This is a genomic window from Halosimplex pelagicum (assembly GCF_013415905.1).
GTDB lineage: Archaea > Halobacteriota > Halobacteria > Halobacteriales > Haloarculaceae > Halosimplex > Halosimplex pelagicum.
This window is the reverse complement of the sequence record NZ_CP058909.1, coordinates 3,587,840-3,613,252: the sequence shown is the minus strand read 5'-3', so window position 1 is coordinate 3,613,252 and position 25,413 is coordinate 3,587,840. Positions and strand designations below refer to the sequence as shown.

General features: G+C 70.2%; 22 protein-coding genes. 16 read left to right on the top strand and 6 right to left on the bottom strand.

Annotated features, from left to right (window positions below; genetic code table 11):
* The first annotated feature begins 137 nt into the window (after positions 1-137).
* The 4 genes from HZS54_RS18230 (at position 138) to HZS54_RS18215 (ending at position 4,903) form a co-directional block, all read left to right on the top strand.
* Positions 138-1,331, top strand: a complete 1,194-nt coding sequence (locus HZS54_RS18230) for a thiamine ABC transporter substrate-binding protein (protein WP_179918499.1) — start codon at positions 138-140, stop codon at positions 1,329-1,331.
* Positions 1,332-3,008, top strand: coding sequence for an ABC transporter permease (locus HZS54_RS18225; protein ID WP_179918498.1), 1,677 nt, complete (start codon positions 1,332-1,334; stop codon positions 3,006-3,008).
* The gene (locus HZS54_RS18220) at positions 3,001-4,044 is read left to right on the top strand and encodes an ABC transporter ATP-binding protein (RefSeq protein WP_179918497.1); all 1,044 of its coding nucleotides are present in this window, start codon (positions 3,001-3,003) and stop codon (positions 4,042-4,044) included. Before HZS54_RS18225 ends, HZS54_RS18220 begins: the two co-directional genes overlap by 8 nt.
* A gap of 79 nt (positions 4,045-4,123) precedes the next feature.
* A complete protein-coding gene (locus tag HZS54_RS18215) occupies positions 4,124-4,903 on the top strand; it encodes an SAM hydrolase/SAM-dependent halogenase family protein (RefSeq protein WP_179918496.1) in 780 nt (259 codons plus the stop codon).
* A gap of 64 nt (positions 4,904-4,967) precedes the next feature.
* Here the strand turns inward: HZS54_RS18215 and HZS54_RS18210 are convergent, their stop codons facing one another.
* On the bottom strand, positions 4,968-5,579 hold the full coding sequence (locus tag HZS54_RS18210) for a helix-hairpin-helix domain-containing protein (protein ID WP_179918495.1): 612 nt from the start codon (positions 5,577-5,579) through the stop codon (positions 4,968-4,970).
* A gap of 216 nt (positions 5,580-5,795) precedes the next feature.
* Between HZS54_RS18210 and HZS54_RS18205 the strand changes: the two genes are divergently transcribed.
* Together HZS54_RS18205 and hflX are read left to right on the top strand one after the other, a co-directional pair.
* A complete protein-coding gene (locus tag HZS54_RS18205; RefSeq protein WP_179918494.1) occupies positions 5,796-6,773 on the top strand; it encodes an MBL fold metallo-hydrolase in 978 nt (325 codons plus the stop codon).
* A gap of 283 nt (positions 6,774-7,056) precedes the next feature.
* A complete protein-coding gene (gene hflX, locus HZS54_RS18200) occupies positions 7,057-8,355 on the top strand; it encodes a GTPase HflX (protein WP_179918493.1) in 1,299 nt (432 codons plus the stop codon).
* Positions 8,356-8,375: 20 nt separating this feature from the next.
* Here the strand turns inward: hflX and HZS54_RS18195 are convergent, their stop codons facing one another.
* Entirely contained in the window at positions 8,376-8,540 is a 165-nt protein-coding gene (locus tag HZS54_RS18195) for a hypothetical protein (RefSeq protein WP_179918492.1), read from the bottom strand.
* A 22-nt stretch (positions 8,541-8,562) separates the two neighbouring features.
* The gene (locus tag HZS54_RS18190) at positions 8,563-8,751 is read right to left on the bottom strand and encodes a hypothetical protein (protein WP_179918491.1); all 189 of its coding nucleotides are present in this window, start codon (positions 8,749-8,751) and stop codon (positions 8,563-8,565) included.
* A 124-nt stretch (positions 8,752-8,875) separates the two neighbouring features.
* Between HZS54_RS18190 and HZS54_RS18185 the strand changes: the two genes are divergently transcribed.
* From HZS54_RS18185 to HZS54_RS18175, 3 genes are all read left to right on the top strand, one after another.
* Positions 8,876-9,940 (top strand): lamin tail domain-containing protein, encoded by a 1,065-nt coding sequence (locus HZS54_RS18185; protein ID WP_179918490.1) that lies wholly within the window; start codon positions 8,876-8,878, stop codon positions 9,938-9,940.
* A 119-nt stretch (positions 9,941-10,059) separates the two neighbouring features.
* On the top strand, positions 10,060-11,118 hold the full coding sequence (locus HZS54_RS18180) for an alcohol dehydrogenase catalytic domain-containing protein (protein WP_179918489.1): 1,059 nt from the start codon (positions 10,060-10,062) through the stop codon (positions 11,116-11,118).
* Between the two features lie 309 nt (positions 11,119-11,427).
* Positions 11,428-14,859 (top strand): MEDS domain-containing protein, encoded by a 3,432-nt coding sequence (locus tag HZS54_RS18175; RefSeq protein WP_179918488.1) that lies wholly within the window; start codon positions 11,428-11,430, stop codon positions 14,857-14,859.
* Between the two features lie 49 nt (positions 14,860-14,908).
* Here HZS54_RS18175 and HZS54_RS18170 read toward each other — a convergent pair whose 3' ends face one another.
* Positions 14,909-15,073 carry a DUF7576 family protein gene (locus HZS54_RS18170; RefSeq protein WP_179918487.1) on the bottom strand — a complete coding sequence of 55 codons (165 nt, stop codon included), beginning with the start codon at positions 15,071-15,073 and terminating at the stop codon, positions 14,909-14,911.
* Positions 15,074-15,076: 3 nt separating this feature from the next.
* The gene (locus HZS54_RS18165) at positions 15,077-15,373 is read right to left on the bottom strand and encodes a HalOD1 output domain-containing protein (RefSeq protein ID WP_179918486.1); all 297 of its coding nucleotides are present in this window, start codon (positions 15,371-15,373) and stop codon (positions 15,077-15,079) included.
* A gap of 160 nt (positions 15,374-15,533) precedes the next feature.
* Between HZS54_RS18165 and HZS54_RS18160 the strand changes: the two genes are divergently transcribed.
* From HZS54_RS18160 to HZS54_RS18135, 6 genes are read left to right on the top strand one after another with little or no spacing between them, the layout of a single operon-like run.
* Positions 15,534-17,327, top strand: coding sequence for a DUF7408 domain-containing protein (locus tag HZS54_RS18160; protein ID WP_179918485.1), 1,794 nt, complete (start codon positions 15,534-15,536; stop codon positions 17,325-17,327).
* Positions 17,327-19,717, top strand: coding sequence for a VWA domain-containing protein (locus HZS54_RS18155; protein ID WP_179918484.1), 2,391 nt, complete (start codon positions 17,327-17,329; stop codon positions 19,715-19,717). The genes HZS54_RS18160 and HZS54_RS18155 overlap by 1 nt, the downstream gene beginning before the upstream one ends.
* Positions 19,714-20,526 (top strand): chromosome partitioning protein, encoded by an 813-nt coding sequence (locus tag HZS54_RS18150; protein WP_179918483.1) that lies wholly within the window; start codon positions 19,714-19,716, stop codon positions 20,524-20,526. Before HZS54_RS18155 ends, HZS54_RS18150 begins: the two co-directional genes overlap by 4 nt.
* Positions 20,523-21,524 (top strand): DUF7502 family protein, encoded by a 1,002-nt coding sequence (locus HZS54_RS18145; protein WP_246391689.1) that lies wholly within the window; start codon positions 20,523-20,525, stop codon positions 21,522-21,524. The genes HZS54_RS18150 and HZS54_RS18145 overlap by 4 nt, the downstream gene beginning before the upstream one ends.
* Positions 21,525-21,543: 19 nt before the next feature.
* Positions 21,544-22,494, top strand: coding sequence for an AAA family ATPase (locus HZS54_RS18140; RefSeq protein WP_179918482.1), 951 nt, complete (start codon positions 21,544-21,546; stop codon positions 22,492-22,494).
* A gap of 22 nt (positions 22,495-22,516) precedes the next feature.
* Entirely contained in the window at positions 22,517-23,383 is an 867-nt protein-coding gene (locus HZS54_RS18135) for a DUF58 domain-containing protein (RefSeq protein WP_179918481.1), read from the top strand.
* Between the two features lie 21 nt (positions 23,384-23,404).
* Here the strand turns inward: HZS54_RS18135 and HZS54_RS18130 are convergent, their stop codons facing one another.
* A complete protein-coding gene (locus HZS54_RS18130) occupies positions 23,405-23,824 on the bottom strand; it encodes a hypothetical protein (RefSeq protein WP_179918480.1) in 420 nt (139 codons plus the stop codon).
* Positions 23,825-24,223: 399 nt separating this feature from the next.
* On the opposite strand from HZS54_RS18130, the gene HZS54_RS18125 reads away from it, so the two are divergent.
* Positions 24,224-25,225: a DUF7961 domain-containing protein gene (locus HZS54_RS18125; protein WP_179918479.1), complete on the top strand. Its 1,002-nt coding sequence runs from the start codon at positions 24,224-24,226 to the stop codon at positions 25,223-25,225.
* Positions 25,226-25,413: the final 188 nt, after the last annotated feature.

The window sequence follows — 25,413 nt, the reverse complement described above, 5'->3', positions numbered from 1 at the left end:
TTTCGCCCCCGTCGGTTCCGGTTCGTTCCGTTTCGTTGTCCAGTTCTGTCCGTTCGTGTCCCAGAACGGGATATTTTGTCCGGGATCGCCGGGTCCGGATCGCGAGGTATTTCATTCGGCACCGATATTCCTCGGTCATGAACCGACGACGTTTCCTGACGGCCGCGGGCGCCGGGGCGGCGGGACTGATGGCCGGCTGTAGCGCCGAACCGACCGACGACGGCTCGACCGACACGGACGGCGGGTCGACGGACACGCCCGAGAGCGGGGGGACCGCCACGGAGGGCGACGGGACCGCGACCGCCGACGGGACGGTGACCGGGACGGCCTCGGGCGGGACGCCGCTGCTGCGCGTGGGCACGTACCCGTCGTTCGTCGACGCGCCGAGTTCGAGCCCCGGCCCCTGGCTCAAGGAGCGCTTCGAGTCGGAGTTCGACGCCGATCTGCGGTGGTTCGCGCCCGAGAACAGCATGGACTACTTCCTCCAGCGGCGCCAGCAGGGAGTCAGCATCGACACCGACCTGTTCCTCGGGCTGGCGCCGGAGAACCTCGTCAAGGCCGACCGCGCGGTCGGCGACGGCGAGTCGCTTTTCACCAGCGTCGACACGGCCGACCTCTCGAACGCCGGCGCGATCGTCGACGACTACCGCTTCGACCCCCAGGAACGGGCTATCCCCGTCGGGGCCTCGTACATCAGCCTCGTCTACAACCAGAACGCGCTGGACGAGCGCGGCGTCGCCGCGCCCGAGACCTTCGACGACCTCGCGAGCGAGCCCTACGAGAACGGGCTGCTCGTGCCGAACCCCCAGAGCAGCGAGACGGGGCTGGAGTTCATGTTCTGGACGATCGACCAGTTCGGCGAGGACGGCTACCTCGACTACTGGAGCGACCTGATGGGCAACGGGACGCGCATCCTGCAGGACTGGGGGACCGCCTACGACGCCTACTCGAACGACGAGGCGCCGATGGTCGTCTCGTTCTCGACCGACCAGGTGTACGCCGACCGCTACGACCAGGACATGGCCCGCCACCAGGTCGGCTTCCTGAACGATTCGGGCTACGCGTACCTGGAGGGCGCCGCGCCCTTCACCGACACCGACAAGTTGGGGCTGGCGACGGAGTTCATCGACTTCGTCCTGCAGCCGGAGGTCCAGGCGGAGATCGCCCAGCGCAACGTCGCGCTCCCGGCGGTCGACAACGCCGAGCTCCCCTCGGACTACTACGACCTGGTGTACGAGCCCGAGGAGATCGTCAGTTTCGGCTACGACGAGCTGATGGGCAACGTCGAGCCGTGGCTCAACGACTGGTCCCGGCAGATCGCGACGCAGTAGATGCGGGTCACGCGGGTCGCCGAGCGGCTGAGCGCCCCCGTCCTCGCAGTCGCGACGCTCGCGCTGCTGACGCTGATGTTCTTCTACCCGGTCGGGACCGTCCTCGTCGAGGCCGTCCGCGTCGACGGCGTCTACACGCTCGCGACCGTCGCCGAGGTGCTGCGCGACCCGTTCTATCGCGAGCTGTTCCGCTTCACCGCCTACCAGGCGCTGCTGTCGACGATCGCCGCGATCGCGCTGGGGCTGCCCGGCGCGTACGTCCTCGCTCGCTTCGAGTTCCCCGGTCGGCGGACGATCCGCTCGCTGACGGCGCTGCCGTTCGTGATGCCGACGATCCTGGTCGCGATCGGGTTCGTCGCCACGTTCGGCGCGAACGGCGTCGTCGTCCGAGCGCTGCAGTCGCTCGGCCTGGAGGTGTCGAGTTTCACCGGCACGCTCGGGATCATCGTCCTCGCGCACGCCTTCTACGACGCGCCGCTGATCGCGCGGATCACGGCCGCCTCGTGGGAGGGGATCGACGCCGAGATGACCGAGACCGCCCGCTCGCTGGGCGCGTCGCCGCTGCGGGCGTTCCGGGACGTGGTGATCCCGCAGTTGCTCCCCGCGATCCTGACCGGCGCGCTGCTGACGTTCATCTTCTCGTTCATGTCGTTCGCGATCGTCCTCGCGCTCGGCGGGCTCTCGCTGGCGACCGTCGAGGTGTGGGTCTACCACCGGATCAGCCAGCTCGACTACGGGACCGCGTCGACGCTCGCGACGCTGGAGATGCTGTTCTCGCTGGCGCTCACCTACGCCTACCTGCGCTACGAGGCGCGCCAGCGGGCGACGAGCGCCGCCCGGCCGCCCGACCGCATCGACCTCGTCGGCCCGGCGACGAAACGCCGGCTGTTCGCCTGGGGCTACGCCGTCGTCGCTGTCGTCGTCTTCGTCGTCCCCATCGTCAGCCTCCTCCTCAGCAGCGTCACCGGGCCGGAGGGGTTCACGCTCCGCAACTACCGCTTCCTGGTCGAGCGCCAGGCCGACGCCTACGCCTTTCAGGTCAAGCCGCTGACGGCCGTCACGAACTCCCTGATCTTCGGCGCGGGGACGCTCCTGGTGGCGGTCCCGATGGGCGTGTTCCTCGCCGTCGTCAGCACCCGACAGTTCCGCGGGCGCAAACTGATCGACACGCTCTCGATGGCGCCGTTCGCGGTCAGCGGCGTCGTCGTCGGCCTCGGGCTATTGCGCGGGTTCGTCTTCGGCACCGAGGCCTTCGGCTACCGCTTCACCGTCACCGGCGGCCTCGCCATCGTCGCCGCCCACGCCGTCGGCGCCTACCCGTTCGTCACGCGCAACGTCGCGCCCGCGCTCTCGGGCATCGACGGCTCCATCGTCGAGTCGGCGCGCTCGCTCGGTGCCTCCCGCGCTCGCGTCATGCTCGACATCGAACTCCCGCTGGTGATCCCGGCGGTCCTCGCGGGGACGGCCTTCGCCTTCGCCATCAGCGTCGGCGAGTTCGATTCGACGGTTATACTGGCGACCGGCGGAACCAGTTACACCATGCCGGTCGCAATCGAGCGGTTCATCGGCCGACGGCTCGGCCCCGCGACCGCGATGGGCGTGGTCCTGCTGGTCGTGACGAGCGTGAGCTTCGTGATAATCGACAGGCTCGGCGAGGGGAGTGGGTTCGGTGGCTGACCTGAAACTGGCGGCCGTCCGCAAGGCCTTCGACGACACCGTCGCGCTCGACGGCGTCTCCCTCGACATCGCCAAGGGGGAGTTCTTCACCCTCGTCGGCCCGTCGGGCTGCGGGAAGACGACGACCCTCCGGACCATCGCCGGCCTCGAATCGCCCACTTCCGGGACCGTCCGCTTCGGCGGCGAGGACGTGGCCGGCGTCCCCACCGAGGACCGCGACGTGGGCATCGTCTTCCAGAACTACGCCCTGTTCCCGCACATGAGCGTCCGCGAGAACGTCGCCTACGGGCTGAAGTTCGCCGACCCGCCCGACAGCCAGTCCGTCGACGAGCGGGTGACCGACCTGCTCGATCTGGTGGACCTGTCGGGGATGGGCGACCGCGAGCCCGACCAGCTCTCGGGCGGCCAGCAACAGCGGGTCGCGCTGGCCCGCGCGCTCGCGCCGGCCCCCGACGTGCTCCTGCTCGACGAGCCCATGTCGGCGCTGGACGCTCGCCTGCGCGAGACGCTGCGCCGGCAGGTCAAGCGCATCCAGACGGAGCTGGACGTGACCACCGTCTACGTCACCCACGACCAGGAGGAGGCGCTCGCCATCTCCGACCGCCTGGCAGTCATGAGCGACGGAGCCGTCGAACAGGTCGGTACCCCCCGGGAGGTGTACGAGCGGCCCGCGACGGAGTTCGTCGCCTCGTTCGTCGGCGAGAACAACCTCTTCCGCGGCGAGGTCGTCGGTCGCGACGGCGACGGGACCGCGGTCGCCGTCGACGGGACGGAGTTCCGGATCGACGACGGGATCGGAGACCGGTCCGGTACCGCCGACGACCGCCTGACCTTCTGCGTCCGCCCGGAGGACCTGACCGTCGACGCCGAGGCCAATCGCTTCGAGGTCGCGCTCGACACCGCGGAGTTCCTCGGCGAGACCACCCGCTACTACGCCGACTGGGGCGACCGAACGGTCGTCTTCCGGACGCCCGAGCCCCACGACGGCGACGCGCTGGCGCTCGGGTTCGACCCCGCGGACGCGCGGGTGCTGTGAACGGTTCGCGGCCGGCCGGGGGCGTCCGATCCCGCCGGAGACCGAGGGAATTAACCGCCGAATCGCCGTGTCGACGGGTATGATAACGCTCGCCTCGGACTTCCCGAGCCCCTATCCCGCGGCGATGCGGGGCGTGATCTGCTCGCGTTCGGACGCCCGGATCGAGGACATCGCTCACGATTTCCCGCGCCAGGACGTGCGCGCGGCGGCCTTCTGGCTGCGCGAGGTGCTCCCGTACTTCCCGCCCGCCACGCACTGCGCCGTCGTCGACCCCGGCGTCGGGACCGACCGGAGCGCGCTCGTCGTCGAGGCCGGCGACCACGCTATCGTCGCACCGGACAACGGCGTCGCGATCCCGGTCGCACGCGAGCTCGCCGGTGGCGATGCGGAGGCCGAATCCAGCGGCGACGACTTCGACGTGTGGGAGATCGAGTACGAGGACAGCGAGACGGCGAGCACCACGTTCCACGGCCGGGACGTGTTCGCGCCCGCCGCCGCCGACGTACACGACGAGGGAGGTCCGGCCGCCCTCGACCGCTGCTCCCGGACCGACGACTGGGTGGACCTGACGTTCCCGGAGCCGGATATGGTCGCCAAGGGGGCCCGCGGCGAGGTGCTCGTCGTCGACGGGTTCGGCAACGTGATCACGAACGTCCCCGGCGACCCCATCGCGGACTGCGAGGGGATCCGCGTCGACGACGAGCTGATCCCGGTCCGCGACGCCTACGCGGCCCGCGACCCCGGCGACAGGCTCGTGACCGTCGGCAGCCACGGCAACGTCGAACTCGCCGTCAACAGGGGCCGCGGCGACGAGGCGTTCGGCCTGTCGGCCGGCGACAGCGTGCTGCTGGAGTGGTAGGCCGACTGTCGCAGCAGTCGCTCCCGCCGCGTCGCGGACGGCGCCGGCCGCCCCGAGACGGTCCTCAGCCGACGAACTCGCGGAGGTTCGACAGGCTCTCCGGGCCGAGCCCGGCGACCGCCAGCAGCGCGTCGTCCGCCGCGCCGCGCACGTCGCTCTCGGTGACGTAGCCGGCGGTTCGGAGCTTCCCGGCCGTCTTCGGGCCGATACCCGGGACCTCCTCGAACGGGACCTCCGGGTCCGCGTGGGTAGCGCTCCCGCCGGCGTCGCCGTCGTCCGCATCACCGCCGTCCGAATCGCCGCTGGTGCCGCCTGCGTCGCCACTGTTCGGCTCGGCGAGCAGGTCCAGCGCCTCGCGGAGCGCGTCGGCCTTGTGTTTCGCCTTGCGGCCCTCATCGCGCTCGTAGGCGGCGAGGTGCTCGCGGAGTCGGTCGTACTGTCCGGCGTCGCTGGGCGCCTCGGCGCCCGGTCGCGGCCGGTAGCGCGTCCCGAGTTCGGCGTCGAAGGAGTCGCGGCGGACGAGCGTCGTCCCGCCCGACTCGTCGCGCAGGAGCACCACCCGCGCGTCGGTGTAGATCACCTGCCGTCGCTCGGCGGTGCGCTGGTCTTCGAGGACGAGTCCGATCGCCGTGTCGATCCTGTTGGTTCTCGACGGATCGCGTATCTGGTCTGCCATGGTCGGGTTCGAAGCCGTGCCTGGTTGTTTCTCGGCGGCACGTACCCCGTACGATCGGCACGTCCTCCGGCGATTTGGGCCTGTCGCTTCGACCGTGAGGGACCCGCGAAAGCTCGCCGCAGCAGTGGCGACGTATCCGGTGACATACAACGTATTCGCCGTGGCGACCGCCGGCCCGACGACACGTATATTCGACCGAGGGGCATACGGACGGGCGTGACTCGGCGCGTCCAGCTGGGGAGCGGGATCGAGGTGACGTTCACCGGCGGCGAGCGGTTCGTCGCGGACGGGAGCGGCGACGCCGACGCGACGCTGGTGAGCCACGCCCACGGCGACCACTACGCCAGCGGCTCGGCGGTCGTCGCCTCGGAGCTGACGGCGGCGCTGCTCGACGCGCGACGCGACGGCGCCGCTCCGACCGCGGTCGACCACCCCGCGGTCGAGCTGTTCCCCGCGGGTCACGTCGCGGGCTCGCGGGCGATGCGACTCACCGACCCCGAGACGGGGCGGCGGTACCTGTACACCGGCGACTGCTCGACGCGCGACCGGTTCCACCTCGACGGGTTCGAGCCCGTCGACGCCGACGTGCTGATCCTGGAGACGACCTACGGGAAGCCCGAATACCGGTTCCCGTCGACCGAGGAGTCGGCGGCCGCGGTCCGGTCATGGCTCGCGGCGACGACCGACCGGCCGGTCCTCCTGTTCGGCTACGCGCTGGGGCGGGCCCAGAAGCTCCAGCGGATCCTCGCGGACTCGCCGCGCGAGCGGGTGTTCGTCACCGACGCCGTCGCGGACGTGAGCGACGTGATCGAGCGCCACTGCGACGTGACGTTCCCGGGCGAGCGCTACGATGACGACGTGGATCTGGGGCCGGGCGACGCGCTCGTCTGCTCGGGGTCGCCGCGGAGCCCCTGGGTCGAGTCGCTGGTCGAGGCGACGGGCGCGGTCACGGCCGGGTTCTCGGGGTGGGCCGTCGACGACTCGTTCGTCTACCGGCGGGGGTTCGACGAGGGATTCGTCCTCACCGACCACTGCGACTACGACGAACTCCTCGCCCTCGTCGCCGCCGTCGACCCCGAGCAGGTGTACACCCAGCACGGCTTCGCCGACGAGTTCGCGACCAGCGTCACCTCCGAGCTCGGCATCCCCGCGCAATCGCTGAAGAAGGGACAGGCCACGCTCGGCGACTTCTGAGAGTCGTGTGGGAAAGTGCCACACCACGGCAACGCTCTTGACGAGGGGTGCCGACGATGTGGACACGGTGATGGAGATCAGACACTTCTGCTGACCGGTCACCGGCTCGCTCTCGGTCCGTAACGTTTCGCCTTCGACGAGCGCGTGCCAGCGGCGATGTAACACCGAAGCGGCCCCGTAACCGGTGATCTTAGACGGTCCGATAGCCCGGCGGCCGTCCGGCGATCGGGCGGTCGTCGGACGGTATCGCTCGCAGACCGACACCACCCACAGAGACAGACACATGAGACGACAGACGGGAACGAAAGCGATAGTCGCGGCGCGGGCGGACGAACCGCCGGTCGACACCGACGAGATACGAGCGTTGACGGAGGCCGCGGGATACGAGGTCCGCGACGCGGTGACCCAGGCCCGCGCGAAGGACCCGGGGACGTACTTCGGGCGCGGGAAAGTCACAGAGGTTTCGACACGAGTCGCGGAGACGGGCGCGGATCTGGTCGCCGTCGACGGGGAGCTGACGCCCCGGCAGACGGCCGCTATCGGGGAAGCGCTCCCCGACGGAACCGCGGTCTTCGACCGCTACCGGCTCGTGCTCGCCATCTTCGCCGACCGGGCGGGCACGCGACGGGCGCAACTACAAACGGAGCTCGCGCGGTTGCGGTACGACCTCCCGCGGTTGCAGGCGCGCTCGGACGTACAGGGACTGAACAAGCGCGTCGAGAAGGGAACACGGTTACACGGCGTCAAAAATCGGATCGCCGACCTCGAACGCAAGCTCTCGGACCTGCCGCATCCGGCCGAGCAGCACCGCGCCGAGCGCCGCGAGCAAGGGTTCGACCTGGTGACGCTCGCCGGCTACACCAACGCCGGGAAGTCGACGCTGCTTCACCGGCTGGCCGACGATCTGGCGATCGAGGAGTCCCCGGGCGGCGACCCGAAGGGACACCCCGACGCGGCGACGGAGACAGCGGCGGTGCGGGACCGGCTGTTCGAGACGCTGGAGACGACGACGCGGCGGGCGACGGTCGACAGCCGGCGCGTGCTGTGTACCGACACCGTCGGATTCGTCGCGGACTTGCCCCACTGGCTGGTCGAGTCGTTCAGCGAGACGCTCTCGGACGCCGCGGCGGCCGACGCAGTCGTCCTCGTCGCCGACGCGAGCGACCCGCCCTCGGAGTTGCGCGAGAAGGTCGAGGTCGCGCTCGACGTGTTCGGCGGCCAGGGCGTCGACGAGTCGGCGGTCGTCACGGCGCTGAACAAGGTCGACCTGCTCGACGACGACGCGCTGGCCGAGCGCCGAGAGGTGGTCGCCGACCTCGCACCGGAACCGGTCCCGGTCAGCGTCCGCGAGGGGACGAACCTCGACTGCCTCCGCGCCGCCGTCGCGGACCGCCTGCCGACCGACCGCGCCGAGTTGCGACTCCCCAACCGCGACGACGCGATGGGGATCGTCTCCCGGGCCTACGACCGCGCGGTCGTCGAGTCCGTCGAGTACGGCCCCGAGACGGTGGCGCTGTCGGTCCGCGGACGGCCATCGGTCGTCGAGCAGTTGCGGGTCGACGCGGCTGCGCTCGACGAGTAGTCCCCGAACGGCGGCCGCCGCTATGGGCGGTTCGCCCGCGGCGAGAACGTGATTTCGAGGCCGTTGTTGCACTGGAGGTGTAGCAGCGACCGCCGAGAGATATCCCCCACCTCCTCGCGCTCGTGGTCGAACAGCGTCGATTCGCCGGCCCGGAACGCCTTCAGGGGGTAGCTCCCGTGGGCCATCTTCCGCGGTGACCTGGCCGAATCAGAAGTATCGACTCCACGCTTCGAGACCGAGGATGCCGAGAGCCACTCCGAGACCGACGGCGACGGAGAGCGCGAGCGCACCACCGACCGATCCCGCACGTAGATATCCCACGACGGCGCCCAGCACGGCGGCAGCGACCACGTACGAGAGTATCTCGGGAACCCCGTCGCGAGAGTTACCTCTCACGCTCAGTAATGGCTATCCCGACCCCGTAATACTATGCGAGGTGGTCGATACCTGCGCGCTCCGAACCGAACACCGCCGCTTCCGAGGTGCCAACGCTCATGCGTCCGGCGGACCGATCGTAGCTATGAACGGCCGACCCGCGGCGGTCCTCGCGGTGGCGTTACTGGCGGTCCTGAGCGGCTGCGCGGGATTTTCGGTCTCCGTCGGCGAGGAGACTTCCACGGGTCCGACCGCCGCGGCGCCCGACGTGGCGAACGGGACGGCGGCGACCGTGGTCGACGTGGTCGACGGCGACACCATCGACGTGCGCTACGCCAACGGGTCGACGGACACGGTGCGGCTGCTGGGCGTCGATACGCCGGAGGTGTACGCCGACAACGATCCCGCGGAGTTCGAGGGGGTGCCGGACACCGCCGCTGGCGCCGCGTGCCTCGAATCCGCGGGCGAGGACGCCAGCGCGTTCGCCGAACGGTGGTTGGCCGGCGAGCGAGTGACGCTGGTCACCGACCCTGCGGCCGACCGCCGGGACCGCTACGACCGACTGCTGGCGTACGTCCACGTGAACGCGAGCGGAGCGAGCGGGAGCGCGCCGACCGTTGCGAACGGAACCGCGACGAACGGCACCGCGACAGCCGTGAACCACACGGACTTCACGTACCGACTGCTCGCGACCGGGCACGCCCGGGTGTACGACAGCACGTTCCAGCGGTCCGAACGGTACTACGCCGCGGAGGCCGACGCCCAGGCCGACCGGCGCGGGCTGTGGCGCTGTCGGGACCCGAACGCGACCGCGGCGGGCGGCGGTAGCGGAACCGACGGCGGCAGCCCCGTCGACACCGGGGGCCCGGTCGCCACCTCCGACCCGGGACTGACGGTCGAGCGCGTTCACGCCGACGCGGCGGGCAACGACCACGAGAACCTGAACGACGAATACGTCGTCTTCGGTAACGACGGCGATGGGCGGCTGGAACTGGGCGGGTGGACGGTCGGCGACGAGGCGGGCCACACCTACACGTTCCCGGGCGGGTTCGCGCTCGGGCCGGACGAGACGGTGACACTCCGGACCGGGTCGGGGACCAACACCGCCGATACGCTCTACTGGGGGAGCGATTCGGCGGTCTGGAACAACGGCGGCGACACGGTCGTCGTCAGCCGCGGCGGCGAGACGGTTCTGCGATACGCGTACTGAGCGGCCGCCGGGACCGAAACGGCAGTCGCCACCGCGACCGGACCGACGAGCTCCCGGCGACCGAACCGACGGGCACGGACGACCGAAACGGTGACCCGGGACGGGCGGGAAGGGCGAGTATGCGCGCAGTCGTCCTCGCCGAGCACGGCGAACCGCTCGAACTCCGCGACGTGCCCGAGCCGACGGCCGACCCGGACGGCGTCGTCGTCGAGACGGAGGCCTGCGGGATCTGCCGGAGCGACTGGCACGCCTGGCAGGGCCACGGCGACTGGGTCGACGACCGCGTCCCGACGGGGCAGGTCCTCGGGCACGAGCCCGTGGGGACCGTCCGCGAGGTCGGCGCTGACGTGGAGACGGTCGCGGTCGGCGACCGCGTGGTCGTTCCGTTCAGCCTCGCCGACGGCACCTGCCCGGCCTGTCGCGCGGGGCGACAGAACTACTGCGAGGGCGCGACCGCGCTGGGGTTCGGCCCGGCGGCACCGGGCGCGTTCGCCGAGCGGTTCCACGTGCCCGCCGCGGACGTGAACGCCGTTCACCTCCCGGAGGGCGTCTCTGCGGTCGCGGCCGCGAGCATGGGCTGTCGGTTCGTCACCGCCTTCGAGGCGCTGGACGCGACCGCCGACGCCGGCGGGGGCGACGTGGTCGTCGTCGTCGGCTGCGGGGGCGTCGGCCTCTCGGCCGTCCAGATCGCCGCCGCGCTCGGGGCCACACCCGTCGCCGTCGACGTGCGCGAGGCGCCGCTGGAGCTGGCCGCCGATATCGGCGCCGCGGCGACGATCGACGCGAGCGAGGTCGACGACCCAGCGTCGCGCGTCCGCGACCGATTCGGCGGCGCGGACGTGTCGATGGACGCGCTGGGGTCGACGGAGACGTTCCGGACGGCGGTCGACTCGCTTTCGAGCGGCGGGACGCACGTCCAGGTCGGGCTGACCGGCGACGACGACCGCGGCGAGGTCGCCCTCCCGGTCGACCGCGTGGTGCAGGACGACCTGACGGTCGCGGGCTCGCGGGGAATGGCGCCGCGCCGGTACGACGACATCTTCGCGATGGTCGCCGCCGGGCGGGTCGACCCCGGGGCCCTGGTGACCGACCGCGTCGCGCTCGACGCGGTGCCCGACCGGCTGGCGGCGATGAGCGAGTTCGACACGGTCGGCGTCGAGGTCGTCACCGAGTTCTGAGCCGCGGCGGCCGACAGCCGCGCGACCGTTCGACGACACCGCTCGGCGCACGACACCGGCAACTATCCGGTCCGTATCGGCGCGTAGCCGACGAGCGACGGGCGCGTTTCCGGCGTCGAGCCGGGACGTATTGTCAGCGAATAATCGCTTCGCTTATACGGGTTAGCCCGCTCCTACCCACGACGACGACCGCGGGGATCGCCTCGCGGCCCTTCGCACTATCATGACACGGCAACTACTCTCCGAACGGGAACGGACCGAGGGCGACCCGGGTGGACGCGCGCGGCCGGACGGGGTGAGTCACGACGGATGAGTACGGAGCGACGCACCGGCGAGGACCGGAGCCGGGTGCTGGGACTGGACAACGGCACCGAGGCGCTCCGGGAGAGCGCGGAGTTCCGCGGCCCTATCGAGCCGCTCGACGGCCACGAGCACGCCAACGACCACTTCGCGCTCGTCTACGAGGGCCGCGACGAGCAGTTCGCCGCGGCGGTTCCGTTCCTCCGCCAGGGGCTCGAACGCGGCGAGAAGTGCATGTACGTCGGCGACGAGGCCTCGCTGTCGACCGTGGCGGACCTGCTCCGCGAGCGCGGCATCGACGTCGACGGCGCGGTCGAATCGGGCGCGCTCGTCTTCGAGAGCGTCGGGAACACCTACCTCCGGGACGGCTCGTTCGATCCCGAGTCGATGATGGAGATCTACGGCGCCGAGATCGAGGCCGCCACGGCGGAGTTCGAGGCGCTCCGGGTGGTCGCCGAGACGGACTGGCTCGTCGAGGAGAGCGTCCCGATCGAGGCGTTCATGGAGTACGAGAGCCGGATAAACGACCTGTTCGACGACGCCGACGCGATCGCGCTCTGTCAGTACGACCGCGAGCGGTTCCCGGCCGAGGAACTCATCGAGATCGTCCGCGCCCACCCCCACCTCATCTCCGACACGACGGTCTGTCACAACGTCTACTACACGCCGCCCGAGGAGTTCTGCGGCCCCGAGCGACCGGAGAACGAACTCGACCGGATGCTCGGGACGCTGCGCGAGCGAGCGCGAGCGAAGGCGTCGCTGCGCGACCAGACCGCCGTCATGCGGGAGCAACACGAGATCATCTCGCGGTCGGACCAGTCGTTCGAGCGGAAGCTCCGGCGGCTGTTCGATCTGGGGTGCGAGCGGTTCGGCCTCGACTTCGGCGCGATGGCGCGGATCGACGCCGAGACCGACACCCTGGAGATCGAACACGTCAGCGGGGACCACGACCGGTTCCGGCCGGGGCTGGAGCTGCCGCTGTCGGAGACCTACTGCGCGGCGACGGCCGACGAGCGCGGCGTCGTCGGCATCGACGACCCCGAGACGGTCGGGTTCGGCGACTCGGTCGCCCGCCGCGAGCTCGGCGTCGAGGCGTATCTGGGCACCCACGTCGCGGTCGACGGCGGCGACGACCGGACGTTCTTCTTCCTCTCGGAGGCGCCGCGCGACCGGCCGTTCTCCGACGAGGAGCTGACCTTCCAGCGGCTCATGGGCCAGTGGATCGAGTACGAGCTCGGCCGCCGCCAGCGCGAGGCGTTCCAGCGGGAGCTGTACGAGGTCACCGCCGACAGCGACGTGCCGTTCGAGGGGAAGCTCCGGCGGCTGCTCGAACTCGGCCGCGCGCGGTTCGACCTCGACATCGGGTTCCTCTCCCGGGTGACCGGCGACCGCTTCGAGCTCGTTGACGCGGTCGGGTCCCACGAGCTGATCCAGCCGGAGGTGACCGCGGACCTCCCGGAGACGTACTGCCGCCACGTCGTCGAGGACGACGGGCTCGTCGCCGTCGCCGACGCCCCCGCGGCGGGCTGGGAGGGGAAACCCGCCTACGAGACCTACGGGCTCGACAGCTACATCGGGACGACGGTGACCGTCGGCGGCGACCGCTACGGGACGCTGTGTTTCGCGGCCCGGGAGGCGCGCGACCGGCCGTTCTCCGGGGCCGAGCGGACCTTCCTGGAGCTGACCGCCCAGTGGGTCAGCTACGAGCTGGAGCGCGAGCAGCGCCAGGCCCAGCTGGCCGCGCTCAACGAGATGAGCCGCGACCTGATGGACGCCGAGACCGAGGCGGCGATCGCCGGAACGACCGCCGAGCACGCCGCCGAGACGCTCGAACTGCCGCTGACGGCGGTCGTCCGGTACGACAGGGACGAAGGTCGTCTGGAACCCGCCGCGCGGACCGAGCGAGCGGTCGACGAGCTCCCGACGGCCGCGCTGAGCGAGACGCCGTCGGGGCCGCTCTGGGAGGCGTTCACGACGGGCGAGACGCGCCTCGTCGAGGACGTTGACGTGTCGGGAGCGGGCGACGCCGTGACCGAGATAGCCGCGGTGCCGCTGGGCTCCCACGGCGTGTTCGTCACCGCGACGGAGGCGCCGGGCGGGTTCTCCGAGACCGAACTGGAGTTCGTCGAGACGACGGCCGCGACGGTCGAGACGGCCTGCGGCCGCGCCGACCGCGAGCGGCTCCTCGCCGAGCGCGAGCGGGCCCTCGAGGAGCAGAACGACTCGCTCGAACGGCTCAACCGCATCAACGACACCATCCGCTCGATCGGACAGTCGCTCGTGGGCGCGTCGACCCGCGGGGAGATCGAGACGGTGGTCTGCGAGCAGCTCGCCGACGTGGGCCCCTACGAGCTGGCGTGGGTCGGCGACCACGACTCGGTCACGGACGAGGTCACGCCCCGCGAGTGGGCCGGCGCCGAGAAGGGCTACCTCGACGCGACGACGGTCACGGCCGACGAACGGACGACCGGTCGCGGCCCCGCGGGGCGGGCCGTCCGGACGCGCGAGCCCCAGGTCGTCGACAACATCGTCGAGGACCCCGACTTCGAGCCGTGGCGCCAGGCGGCGCTGACGCGGGGCTACCACGCGTCGATCGCCCTGCCGCTCGTCTACGAGGACGCCCTCTACGGCGTGCTCAACGTCTACGCCAACCAGCCCGGCGTGTTCGACGATCTGGAGCGGTCGGTGCTGGCCGAGCTCGCCGACACCATCGCCTACGCGATCAACGCCACCGAGAGCAAGCGGTCGCTGGTCAGCGACGAGGTGACCGAACTGGAGTTCGCGGTCGGCGACGACGACCTGGGCGTCGTCGAGATCGCGTCCGAGACGGGCTGTGACCTCACCCTGGAGGGGATCGTTCCGACCCCGGAGGGGCGACCGAGGGTGTACGCGTCGACGCGGGGGGTCCCCGCCGAGGAACTCCGCGCGACCGCGGTCGACCTGGAGACGAGCGAGCCGACGCTCGTCTCCGAGTACGAGGACGGCGACGAACCGGTGTGTCTCTTCGAGGCGACGCTGGGCGAGCGGAGCCTCTGCGAGACGGTGCGACGCCACGGCGGGCGGCCGCGCGCGCTCACCGTCTCCGGGGGCGTCGCGACCCTCGTCGTCGAGCTCGGCGCCGACGCCGACGTCCGGGAGTTCGTCGAAGCGTTCGGCGACGCGTACGCCGACACGGAACTGGTCGCCCAGCGGAGCCGCGAGCGACCGCGCCAGTCGCCCACCGAACTGCGTGCGACGCTGACGGAGGAACTCACCGACCGGCAGCTGGAGGTGCTACAGACGGCGTACTTCGGCGGCTACTTCGACACGCCGCGGGACCGGACCGGAAGCGAGGTCGCCGAGTCGCTCGGCATCTCCCAACCCACGTTCAACACGCACGTCCGCGCCGCCCACCGCAAGCTCTGTCGACAGCTCTTCGAATCCGGCGCGCCGGAAAACTGAACCGCGTCTCGTTCCGGGAACCACGGAATCGCCCCGCCGAAGGGGCGAATCACCCTTCGCGCCAGTCCCGGAGACACACCTCACCGCAGAACGAGGCGACCGCGAACGACCCGTCCTCGACGTGGGTCCGCGCGGGGTACCACTCCGAGCCCGACAGGCGCGCGCCGCAGTGGGCGCACGTCTCGAAGCCGCCCCGGTCGGCCTGCGATCCCACGGCTCACCCGAGCCGTACGTCGCCGTCGGTCGCCTCGTCGAGGACGACCGTCCCGTCGCCGGACACCGTCACGTCGTACCCGCAGTAGGCGAACGAGACCCGCGTCGGTGTCCCCTCGTCCCCGCTGGTCCGGTAGAAGGTGTCGAGCGCCTCCGGGTCGACGGCGTCGTACAGCGGCGTCGAGAGGTCGAGCACGTCCACGCCCGCCCGTTCCGCGACCGCGTCGAGGACGGCCTCGCTGGCGGACTGGTCGTCGTCGATCCGATACGTAAGCTCGGTTCCGATGGATGACTGCATCATCTACTACGGTCAAGGCACCGTTCGGCCATAGCCGTTGTACCTCAGTGTGAAGCGTCGCCGCGAACCGGCGGCTATCAGTCTAGACGGCGCCGGATCGCCGCCGCGTCCGCGGGTCGACGCCACAAGACCAATGTAGGTACCAGTCGTCCCCGCAACACGAATGGCCCTCTCCGACGTGTTCCTCGCACCGCTCGGCCTCGCCGCCGCCCTCCTCGCGGTTCCCGTCGTCCTCCTCTATCTCATCCGTCCGGAGCCCGAGCGCGTCGAACTGCCCACGTTCCGATTCGTCGCCGACGAACAGCGCCAGCGAGCGACCACGCCCCTGTTCGAACGGATCTCCCGGAGCCTCCTGCTCCTGATCCAGATCCTCGCGATACTGCTCCTGGCGGGGTCGCTCGCCGCGCCGTACGTCCCCGTTCAGGAGCGGGCCGTCGTCGAGGAGACGGTGCTGGTCGTCGACACGAGCGCGAGCATGGCGACGACCGACGGCGGCGAGACGCGGCTCGACCGCGCGCTCGCGGCGGCCGACGAGGAGGTGACGACCCGGACCTCCGTCGTGACGACCAGCGGCGGCGGCCGGGTCCTCGTCCGGCGCGGGCCGCCCAGCGCCGCCCGCGACGCGCTCGGCGGCCTCGAAGCGACGGACGCCCCCGGCGACCTGCGGGGCGCCGTCGCGCAGGCGCGGGCGCTCGCCGAGGAGGACGTGCGCGTGGTCGTCCTGAGCGACTTTCAGGGCTCGGAGTGGGCCGACGCCGTCCGGGGGCTGCGCGCCCGGGACGTGAGCGTCAGCCTCCGGCAGTTCGCCGGGGGCGGCGCGGGCAACGTCGGCTTCGTCGACCGCCGGTTCGGCGGCTCCGAGGTGACGTTCTCGGTGCGGAACTTCGGCGAGGAGTCGGTCACGCGCACCGTCTCGCTGGGCGACAGCCAGCGGGAGGTCGAACTCGCGGGCGGCGACGTGGCGACGGTGACGTTCCCGGTCCCCGCGGGCGCGAGCGAGGCGCGGCTCTCGCCCGGCGACGACTTCGCCACCGACGACGCCGTGCCCGTGGTCGCCCCCGAGGATCCGACGGTCGACACCCTCGTGTTGACCAACGACCGCAACCGCTACCTGACGACCGCGCTCTCGCTGGTCGACCAGGTCGACCTGACGGTGGATAACCCGCCCACGACTGTCGAGGACGACTACGACGTGATACTCTACAGCAACGTCGACGCCGACTCGCTGCTGCCCGGGAACGTCCAGGCGGGTCGGGACACCCTCGCCGCCGGCGGCGGGGTCGCCGTCCAGGCCCAGGAGGAGATGCCCGACCGGCTGAGCGACCTCCTCCTGATCGAGCCCTCCGGGACGGCCTCGGCGCCCACCGTCCGGCGGACGACCGAGACCGACCTGACCGAAGGCATCGACTTCCAGGCGCCCGACGAGTACCTGACCGGGTCGCTGCGGTCGGGCGAGACGCTCGTCGAGTTACGCGACGGGACGCCGCTGCTCGCGACCGATAGTCGCGACGGGGGCCGGCTGCTGTACTACGGCTACATCGAGGAGCGGTCGAGTTTCAAGTACAACTACCAGTACCCCGTCTTCTGGAAGCGCGCCGTCTTCGACCTGGCCGGCCGGGAGCCCCTCTCGGCGCTGAACCACGAGACGGGCGACACCGTCCAGTTCGGCGCCGACCGGGTCGAGGGACCGTCCGGGCGGCTACGGGGGCCGACGGCCACCGTCCGGGAGGCCGGCGTGTACACCGCCGGCGGGACCGCCGAGAGCGCGGCGCTGCTCTCCGAGCGGGAGTCGGCCGTCGGCGCCGCGGACCTGGGCGAGCGGTCGGGACCGGTCGGCAACGTCACGCGGTCGGAGACCCGGACGGTCCCCCAGCGAGTGACCGAGTTCGTCGCCCTCGGAGCGCTGCTCGTGGCCGTCCTCGAGATCGGCTACCTGCGCCGGCGGGGTGAGCTGTGATGAGCGGACCCGTTTCACTGCCGCTCGCGGTCTCGTACTCGCTGGACGGACTGACCGTCGGCGTCGAACACCTCTGGCCGCTGGCGGCGCTCCCGGTCGCCGTCGCGCTGCTCGCGTACCTGATCTTCCGCGGCGAGTCGGGGTCCCGGTCGGCCTCGGCCCGGAGTCGACGACTGCTGTTCGCCAGCCGGCTGCTGGTCGTCACGCTGCTGGTCGTCGGCGCGATGGGTCCCTACACCGTCCAGACGCGGGAGACGCCCGGCGAGCCCCGGGTCACGCTGCTGACCGACGAGTCGGCGAGCATGGGGGCGTTCCCGAACGCGACCGGCGATCTGGTCGACGGGATCGAGTCGGCGGGCGTCCCGGTGACGACCGCGACCGTCGGTAGCGGCGACGAGTCGCGCCTCGGCGACGGCATCGCCGCGAACCTGCGGGAGAACGGCACCGTCGTCGTCGCCTCGGACGGGCAGGTGACCGCCGGGCGCAGCCTCGCGGCCGCCGCCGAGGACGCCAACCGCCTGAACGCGACCGTCAGCGCCGTCGAGCTCTCGCCCGAGCGGACCGAACGAGCGGTCTCGGTCGCCGGCCCGTCGACCGCGAGCGTCGGCCTCCCGACGGAGTTCGTCGTCTCCCTGACGGGCGTCGAGGCCGACGATTCGGTCCCGGTCAGCGTCGAGATCGACGGCGAGGAGGTCCGAACGGGCCAGCTAGCCGCCGGGGAGTCGCTGGCGGTCAACCACACCTTCGAGTCGGTCGGCGACCACCGCGTGACCGCCAGGGTCGACGGGGAGGACGTGTACCAGCGCAACGACGTCTTCTATCACGACGTGCGGGTCGTCGAGAAGCCGCGGCTGCTGTACGTCGCGCAGGGGGAGTACCCGCTGCGGGGCTACCTCGGGTCGCTGTACAACGTGACCAACGCCTCGTCGGTGCCCGGCGACCTCGACGACTACGCGGCGGTCGTCGTGCAGGACACGCCCGCCGGCCAGCTGGGCAACGTCAGCGCCCTGCAGGAGCACGTCATCGACGGCGGCGGGCTCGTGTCGGTCGGCGGCGAGAACGCCTACCAGCAGGGCGGGTACGGCGAGTCGCCCATCGCGTCGATGCTCCCGGTCAGGATGGGTAACGCGACCGGCGGCCGGACGAACATCGTGATGCTCGTCGACATCTCCGGCAGCGCCGAGGAGGGACTCTCGACGCAGAAGGGGATCGCCCTGGACGTGCTGGACCAGCTGGGCGACCGCAACCAGGTCGGCGTCGTCGCGTTCGGCGGCGAGGCCTTCCGGATCGCCGACCGCCAGCCGCTCGAGGACGCCCGCGAGGCGATCAGCGAGCGGATCCGCCGGCTCCAGACCACCCGCGGCGGCACCGACATCGCCGTCGGCCTGCTGGGCGCGGCGGACATGCTCGGGGACAACCCCGGGACGGTCATCCTCCTCTCGGACGGCGCCGACGACGTGGAGCGGCCCGCGGCGGTCGCCAGTCAGCTGGGTCGAGAGGGCGTCCGCGTCATCACCGTCGGCGCCGGCGACCGGGTCGACGAGGACACCCTCCGGCGGATCGCCCGGGAGTCGGGCGGTTCGTACTTCGCCGCGAACGAGACGAGCCGCCTGCGCCTCCTCTTCGGCGGGAGTTCCCGGCAGTTCCGCGGCCAGAACCTGACGATCGTCAGGCAGAACACGTTCATCACCTCCGGGGTGACGCTGACGGCCAGTCCCTCCCAGGCCAACGACGTGTCGGTCAAAGCGGGCGCGGACTACCAGGTCGCGACCGGCGAGGGGACGCCCGCGATCGCCTCGTGGCGCTTCGGGCTCGGCCGCGTCGTCTCGCTGACCGCCTACGGCGACTCCGGCGGCCTCGACGGCCTGCTCGACCGGCCGGACTCGCTGGTCGTCACGAAGTCGGTCAACTACGCTATCGGCGACCCCGCGCGGGGCCAGACCGGCGTGACCGACGTGAGCGACGCCCGCGCGGGGAGCCCGGCGACGCTCACCTACCGCGGCGACGAGCGCCCGACCCTCGCGAACGTCACCTTCCGGCAGGTCGCCGAGGGGACCTTCCGCGGGGAGTTCACCCCCCGCGAGGCCGGGTATCACGAACTGCTCGACGCGACCTACGCGGCCAACTACCCGGTCGAGTACGCCCGCCTGGGGGTCGATCCCGACCTCGAACGGCTGGTCGACGTGACCGGCGGCCGGGAGTTCGGCCCCGACGAGGGCGCCCGGATCGCGGAGCTGGCCCGCGAGCAGTCGACGCGCGTCCGGTCGGTGCGCGACACCTGGGGATGGGCGGCGCTGCTCGGTGCGCTGGTCGTGTTCTCAACGGAAGTGATCGTCCGGCGCGTTCAAGTGTACCGCGGCCGCACCTCACTCACGAGTGGTCTCCCGTGAGCGCAATCGGCCGACCGATCAGTCTGGGCCTGGTCGCCCTCGTCGTCCTCACCGCCGCCGGCGCGGCGGGCGCGACCGTCCTCTACCAGGACTCGGCCCAGCAACTCCGGTCACAGAACGACGCCCTCCGCACCGAGAAAGCCCAGCTGACCACGCGGCTCAACGAGACCCGCACCGAGCTGCGGGCGACGCGCCAGCGGCTCAACGAGACGCGGGCGCAGCTGAACACCCGGACCGAAGACGTCGACCAGGTCGCCGGGGCGCTCAACCAGACCGAGAGCCAGCTCAACACGACCGAGGCCCAGCTCGCGCAGACGCGCGATCGGCTTGCGGACGCCAACGAGAACATCTCCCGGCTGGAGGACGAAGTGGCGACCCTCGAAGACCGCCGCGACGAGCTACAGACGCAGGTCTCGGACCTCCGAGAGCGCCGCGACGAACTGGAGTCGACCGTCTCCGACCTCCGTGGTCGGGTCGACACCCTGGAAGCGGACCTCTCGGACGCCGAAGACCGCGCCGAGCAACTCCAGAGCGAGGTCGACGAACTGGAGGTTGCGCTTGACGAGCGCGACGACCGTATCGACGCGCTCGAATCGAACGTGAGCAGCCTCCGGTCCGAGGTCGAACGCGACGAGGAGACCATCGCGAACCTGGAGGAGGACGTGGCGAACCTGGAGGAACAGGTCCGCTCGCGCGAGGTCCTGCTCAACGCGAAAAACGAGACGATCGACGACCTCCGGACCGACCTGCGCGACCTCTGTTCGAACTCCGCGAACCGGAACGAGACGGCCTGTGAGGGGTACCGATGACCGAGGAACCGGCCGACGAGACGGACCCGGAGGGGACGGGTCCGGGCAGTGAGACGGTCCCGGACGACTCCCGCGAGCGGATGGACAGATCGATCCGCCAGATCCGCCGAGAGGCGTGGAAAGCGGCCGTCACGGCCGCGGTCGTCGAAGCCGCGGCCGTCTTCCTCGGCGTCAATCTCGTGCTCGCGACGCTGGACCCGTCGCGGCTCCCGGACCGACTCCGCGTCCCGGCGGGCGTGACCGACCCCGTCGGGTCGGCGCTCGGCCGCGACCTCGGGGCGGTCGCCGTCCCGGGCTCGGCGACGGTGGCCGCCGCGGTCGGCGCGCTCGCGCTGGCGGTCGCGGTCTGGCTGCGACTGCGCGAACCGCTCGTCGAGCAGTTCGAGGCGGTCAACCCGTCGGTCGCCGAGAAACTGCGGACGGCACGAGACGCCGTCGAGGCGGACGCCGACTCGCGGATGGCCCGGCGGCTCTACGACGAGGTGCTGGCCGACCTGCGCGAGAGCTCGGCCGTGGGCCTGCTGAACGTCGGTCGGCTCGGCGCGGTGGCGGTCGTGATCGCCGCCCTGAGCCTCGCGACGGTCCAGGTGGCCGTCGTCGACCCGGCGCTGTTCGACCGGCCCCAGCCGACGACTGACGGGTCGGCGGACGAACCGAACAACTACACCGGGCTGCTCGACGGCGACCGCGTCCTCGGCGACCGCGAGGAGGTCTCCGCGGGCGACGACAACCAGACCGCCGAGATCGAGTCCTCCGGCGGCGGCCGCGACGTCGAGGACGACCGCACGTTCCCCGACCCCGAGTCGAGCGGCGCCGCCGGCGGGAGTTCCGGCGGCGTCGACAGCCAGCAGGCGGAGTTCGCCGCCCCCGAACAGGTCGAGGACGCCGACCTCGTCCGCGAGTACAACCAGCGGATCCGCGGCGGTGACACGGCCGGCGACGACGCGACCGACGGCGACGGCGGAGACGACGACAGCGGTGACGACAACGCCAGTTAACGACTGACCCTCCGAATTCATGCAAGACGAACCCGACACGGACGACGTGGACGCACTGCAGGCGAAACTCGCGACGGCCCGCGAGGAGGTCGGCGAGCGCATCGTCGGCCAGCAGGAGGTGCTCGAAGGGCTCTTCGTGTGCATCCTCGCCGACGGCAACGCGCTGCTCGAATCGAACCCCGGCCTCGGCAAGACGACGATGGTCCGCACCGTCGCCGAGGTGACCGATCTGGCCTTCTCGCGGGTCCAGAACACCCCCGATCTCATGCCCTCGGACATCACCGGCACCGAGATCATCCGCGAGACCGACGACGGCCGCGAGTTCGTCTTCGAGAAGGGACCGATCTTCGCGAACGTCGTGCTCGCCGACGAGATCAACCGGGCGACGCCCAAGACCCAGGCCGCGCTGCTGGAGGCGATGCAGGAGCGACAGGTCACCGCCGGCGGCGAGACCTACGAGCTGCCCGATCCGTTTTTCGTCCTCGCGACGCAGAACCCCATCGACCAGGGCGGCACCTACGCCCTCCCGGAGGCCCAGACCGACCGCTTCATGTTCAAGCTCCTGGTCGACTACCCCGAGGCCGACGAGGAGCGGGACATCGTCGACCTGTACACCAGCCGCACCCGACAGGTCCCCGTCGAGCAGTCGCTCACTCGCGAGGAGATCCGCGAGGCCCAGGAACTCGTCCGCGAAGTCCCCATCGCCGAGGACCTGCGCGACCGCGCCATCGAACTCGTCCGGCGGACCCGCGAGGCCGAGGCGGTGGAGTTCGGCGCCAGCCCGCGGGCGAGCATGGCCCTCGTCGTCGCTTCGAAGGCCAGAGCCTTCCTCCGCGGCCGGAACCACGTCTCCGAGGAGGACATCGAGGCGCTCGCGGCGCCCGTCCTCCGTCACCGCATCATCCTCGACTTCCGCGCCGAACGGGACGGCCAGACCCCAGACGACGTGATCGCCGACCTGCTCGAATGAGCGCCGCCGGAGCACCTTCCCGATGACAATCGACCCCGACTTCCTCGACGAACTCGACCGCTTCGACGCGGCGCTGGACCGGGAGACCGCCGCCGTCCGCCAGGGCGAACAGCAGTCCCCCCGCGTCGGCGAGGGGCTCACCTTCAGCGACTACCGGCGATACTCCCCCGGCGACGACACCCGCCTCGTCGACTGGAAACTGTTCGCGCGCACGGAGGAGTACTACATCAAACAGTTCGAGGAGGAGCGCAACCTCACCGTCCACGTCCTGGTGGACGCCTCCGCGTCGATGGACTACGGCGAGGGGGCGAGCCACAAGTTCGAGTACGCCGCGAAGATCGGCCTGGGCTTTTGCTATCTCACCGCCGAGGAGCACAACGACTTCCGCTTCTCGACGATGGGTGAGCGCTCCGAGCGGCTGGACACGGGGCGCTCGAACCGTGGTGAAGTCCTGGGCTTGATCGACCAGATCAACGACCTCCATCCCGAGGGCGAGGCCGACTTCGAGACGGTGCTCGAGGCCTACGCCGACCGGATCCGCTCGCGGTCGCTCGTCGTCGTCCTGACCGACTGTCTGGACGAACCCGAGCGGATCGAATCGGGCGTGTCGGCGCTGGCGCGCAACGAGGTCGACGTGTTGCTCGTGCGGGTGATGGCCCCCGACGAGCGCGACCCCGACGTAGTGGGGGATGCTCTGTTCGCGGATCCGGAGAGCGAGACGACCCGGCGCTCGTACTTCAGCCAGTCGCTGGCGGACACGTATCGGTCGCGGTTGGACGCCCACGTCGACGAGGTGAGCCAGCGAGTGACCGCGCTCGGTGGCGACCACGTGCTCGTGGATACCGGCGACGAGTACTTCGATTCGTTCGCGAGTGTTTGGTTGGGGTGAGTTCCCGGTGAGCGGCCCGTGTCACGTCTCGACGGAGAGCGTGGCGGGACACTCCGGGGCGCGGTCGCCGATCCACTCGGCACCCATGCCCGTCTGGCCCCGCTCACCGAGTTCGACCCGTCTGTGACACGATCCGTCGGCCGTCTCGACGCTGACGTAGAACAGCCCCGCCTCCGTCGCCATGTACAGCGTCGCCTCGGGCCCCTCGATGGTCGTCTCCGCGACCGTCTCGGACTCGCCGCCGTCGACCCGCTCGACGGTCGCTTGGGCCGACCCCGACTCGTCCAGACCGGACACGTTGATCGACGCCTCGCGCTCGGCGACCTCCACGTTCGGGAACACGACGAGCCCGACCAGAGCGCTGACGAACAGGATCACCGCCAGCCCGACGAACCACGCCCTCTCGCTGTCGGGACCGATCGGCAGACCGAACGCCGTCACGGGTCACGCCCCCGGTTCGCCGCGGACCGTTCTCACGACCGGGACCGGCCGGCGGGCGCGGCCACCGCTCGAACCCGCTCGGCCGACGCGATGTGCCGAATACGGTGCCAGTTCTGGCATGTATTCGGACTTTGAACCGTATATTGTAAGTATTTTCTGCCGTATTTCTATATAGTATTAACAAATTCGGGGTAGGATTCCGATCTCGTTTCAGACGGTCGGATCGGGTATCGTTCGGACGGTGTCGGGGTCGAAGCGGTACGGTGGTAAGTCCAAGCGAGGTTGGAGCGGGAGGTCGGTGTATCATCGGCCCGACCGAAACGTGACTGATATCGCAGAGAGCGGGCGTCTGTAGAGTGAACGTGAAAGTATAAATCGAATGCCGTTACTGACTGTGGTGTGTATCAGTATATTCCGGACGAAATCGACAGAGTGCGGGCGGACTATCAGGCAGAGAAGCAGGGATCAGAGGACAAGGATGCGAAGCGAGTCGGCAATCTGGGAGAGTTGGCCTTCGAGCAGTTCTGTCGCGAGTACCTGCCGGCGGAGATGTGGGAGTGGGAGAACGAGGACGCGATCCGACGGTGCAATCCCGAAAGCTTCTCCGGCCACGATTTCGAGGTCTTCGGGTACGAGGTCGACGTGAAGACCTCCCGGGACGTGTCCGCGTTCCTGCCGAAATCGCTGATCGAGAACGATTCGGAGGACGATATCATCGTGATGGCGTGGCACCGGGACAACGAGGATTCCCTGATTCTACTCGGCTGGGAGCACGTCCAGACGCTGGAGTCGAAGGTCCAGACGCAGGAGGAGTTCTCGGGCGACGAGCCGGAGAAGTTGAAGCATCTGGCGTCGCGGCCGATGAACGATCTCCAGGACCTCGGGCCGAACATGGCGAACATGAACCAGAAGCCCGAGAACCCGTTCGAGCCGGGTGACCGGGTGGAAAAGAAGGGTGAAGAAGATCCTTCGGTGGGGGTCGTCGTCGAGGTACTACCTCCGGAGACGCAGATCGAACTGTACGGACAGGAGCTGGACGGTGAGGGCGTTCGGGTCGCCTTCCCGAGTTCGCTGGACGAAGGCCCCGCTGATTGGCGGGAGTTCGACCGGGCGCTGTTATCCTCTTATTGTGACGATCAGGATGTGAGTCTCTATACCTACAAGCACGACAACCTGAAATTCGCTGAGAATCCATTCGCTGTGGGCGATTACGTCATCAAGCCGTCTCACGACGACCCCGATACTGCGTTAGTTGTCGAAAGTGAGGAGAAAGTGACGGTCACCTTCGAGAGTCAACTGGGCGGTAAAGTAGAACCCACAGATCTCAGTGAACACTGTGAGTCGGAAGGAATCTCGACATACAGCTATTCACGGTCCGAAGTCGGATTTGCGGATATCTAAATCCGGGCGCAGTGACCTGATAGCAAGAACGGCACTCTCTGGCCACGGTGACCGGGTCACCGATACAGTTGATGCGATCGTCCTTGCAGAGATGGCCTGGTACTGCCGGTAGACTTCCCAGTCGGTCACTACGGATCACCGTCCTCGACGAGTCGGACAGCTCGGCGAACTCTCGTCCGTCGCTTCGT

Bases quoted from the DNA above. Each gene is read 5' to 3' on its own strand.
- HZS54_RS18225 (WP_179918498.1), top strand. From the start codon at position 1,332: ATGCGGGTCACGCGGGTCGCCGAGCGGCTGAGCGCCCCCGTCCTCGCA.
- HZS54_RS18230 (WP_179918499.1), top strand. From the start codon at position 138: ATGAACCGACGACGTTTCCTGACGGCCGCGGGCGCCGGGGCGGCGGGA.
- HZS54_RS18165 (WP_179918486.1), bottom strand. From the start codon at position 15,373: ATGATGCAGTCATCCATCGGAACCGAGCTTACGTATCGGATCGACGAC.
- HZS54_RS18155 (WP_179918484.1), top strand. From the start codon at position 17,327: ATGAGCGGACCCGTTTCACTGCCGCTCGCGGTCTCGTACTCGCTGGAC.
- HZS54_RS18175 (WP_179918488.1), top strand. From the start codon at position 11,428: ATGAGTACGGAGCGACGCACCGGCGAGGACCGGAGCCGGGTGCTGGGA.
- HZS54_RS18180 (WP_179918489.1), top strand. From the start codon at position 10,060: ATGCGCGCAGTCGTCCTCGCCGAGCACGGCGAACCGCTCGAACTCCGC.
- HZS54_RS18135 (WP_179918481.1), top strand. From the start codon at position 22,517: ATGACAATCGACCCCGACTTCCTCGACGAACTCGACCGCTTCGACGCG.
- HZS54_RS18140 (WP_179918482.1), top strand. From the start codon at position 21,544: ATGCAAGACGAACCCGACACGGACGACGTGGACGCACTGCAGGCGAAA.
- HZS54_RS18195 (WP_179918492.1), bottom strand. From the start codon at position 8,540: ATGGCCCACGGGAGCTACCCCCTGAAGGCGTTCCGGGCCGGCGAATCG.
- hflX (WP_179918493.1), top strand. From the start codon at position 7,057: ATGAGACGACAGACGGGAACGAAAGCGATAGTCGCGGCGCGGGCGGAC.
- HZS54_RS18145 (WP_246391689.1), top strand. From the start codon at position 20,523: ATGACCGAGGAACCGGCCGACGAGACGGACCCGGAGGGGACGGGTCCG.
- HZS54_RS18185 (WP_179918490.1), top strand. From the start codon at position 8,876: ATGAACGGCCGACCCGCGGCGGTCCTCGCGGTGGCGTTACTGGCGGTC.
- HZS54_RS18215 (WP_179918496.1), top strand. From the start codon at position 4,124: ATGATAACGCTCGCCTCGGACTTCCCGAGCCCCTATCCCGCGGCGATG.
- HZS54_RS18210 (WP_179918495.1), bottom strand. From the start codon at position 5,579: ATGGCAGACCAGATACGCGATCCGTCGAGAACCAACAGGATCGACACG.
- HZS54_RS18160 (WP_179918485.1), top strand. From the start codon at position 15,534: ATGGCCCTCTCCGACGTGTTCCTCGCACCGCTCGGCCTCGCCGCCGCC.